At 25.3% G+C, this 1262-nt stretch carries 1 protein-coding gene; it reads left to right on the top strand.

Features of this window, described 5'->3' with window-relative positions; genetic code table 11:
• Window positions 1–99 precede the first annotated feature (99 nt).
• Window positions 100–1176 carry a GGDEF domain-containing protein gene (locus tag BUA62_RS11245; protein WP_143148394.1) on the top strand — a complete coding sequence of 359 codons (1077 nt, stop codon included), beginning with the start codon at window positions 100–102 and terminating at the stop codon, window positions 1174–1176.
• Window positions 1177–1262: the final 86 nt, after the last annotated feature.

The raw sequence follows: 1262 nt of genomic DNA, 5'->3' as shown, positions 1-1262 counted from the left end.
TGGGCACTCCTTTCTTTTGTTTTTTGGCTCAATTCAATGTTTCTACATTGAATCAAGGAGTGCCTTTTTTGCTTCTTACTAATTGGACGTCCTATTTTATTGTATATTATTAATTACGGAATTGTTTCCTCAATTGGTGGTATTATCCTATTTTTAATGATTATGATTGCGTTTTATATATTTTATATTGAAAAAAAAGATAAAAAAATGTTTTTTAATTTTCTGTTTTCGTTGCTATTTTTGTTTCTTGCTACAAGAGATTTTTATTTTATTCCACTTGGAAATCCCCGAGTATTTTTAATAGCAAAAAAGATTTTCTTTTTATCTTTCATTTTAGCTTTTACTTTTTTTCTTAATACTATTAAATTCAAAACAAATGGTACTAAATTTTTCAGTTTGTTCATTAAATTATCTTTATTAATTCCAATTGCTTTTTATATTTCAGCTACTAGTTTTTTTCAACTTATGGAATATTATAATAGATTTTCCTGGATCCCAGCATTTATTTTAATTTATACTATCTTTATTTATAACAAAAATAGTAAATATACCATGCTATTTTCATTTTTAATATTCACCATTATACATGATTTAATACTTGTGTCTTTTCCTATTAAAAATTCAAAATTTTTGCTTTCTTATGGTATTTTTTCCTATACAATTTTTATTGGATTAACGCTTGTAGAAGAGTTGCGAAAAGCTCATATAAAAGTAAAAGAAATATCTTTAAAAGCATTCATAGATCCTTTAACAAATCTACATAATAGAGTGTATTTAGAAAATATACCTTTTTCTGACAATGACACGATAATCTTTTTTGATATGAATGATTTAAAAAAAATAAATGATAAACATGGTCATGATGCCGGTGATAAAGCACTAATTTACTTAGCTAACACTGTAAAAAAAACATTAAGAAAAAACGATTATATTTTGAGATTAGGTGGAGATGAATTTGTTGCTGTAATGAAAAATTGTAGCCCTTCTATAGCAAAACAAAAATTCGAATTAATTCAAAATGAAATAAAAAATTATAAAATACCTCTTTCTATATCCTATGGAATCACAAAATATAAAAACGATATAAAGAAAACATTAAAATCAGCTGATAGATATATGTATAGAATGAAATCTGAAATAAAAAAATCAAAAAAATATAAATATAAATATAAATAAAAAAAGCAGCCAAATGGCTGCTTTTTTGGTGGCGGCGAAGAGACTCGAACTCTTGACACTGCGGGTATGAACCGCATGCTCTAGCC

The sequence above is a fragment of the Marinitoga hydrogenitolerans DSM 16785 genome (genome assembly GCF_900129175.1).
Classification (GTDB): domain Bacteria; phylum Thermotogota; class Thermotogae; order Petrotogales; family Petrotogaceae; genus Marinitoga; species Marinitoga hydrogenitolerans.
The sequence above is the reverse complement of the archived record's forward strand: the minus strand, read 5'-3'. Positions and strand labels throughout refer to the sequence as shown.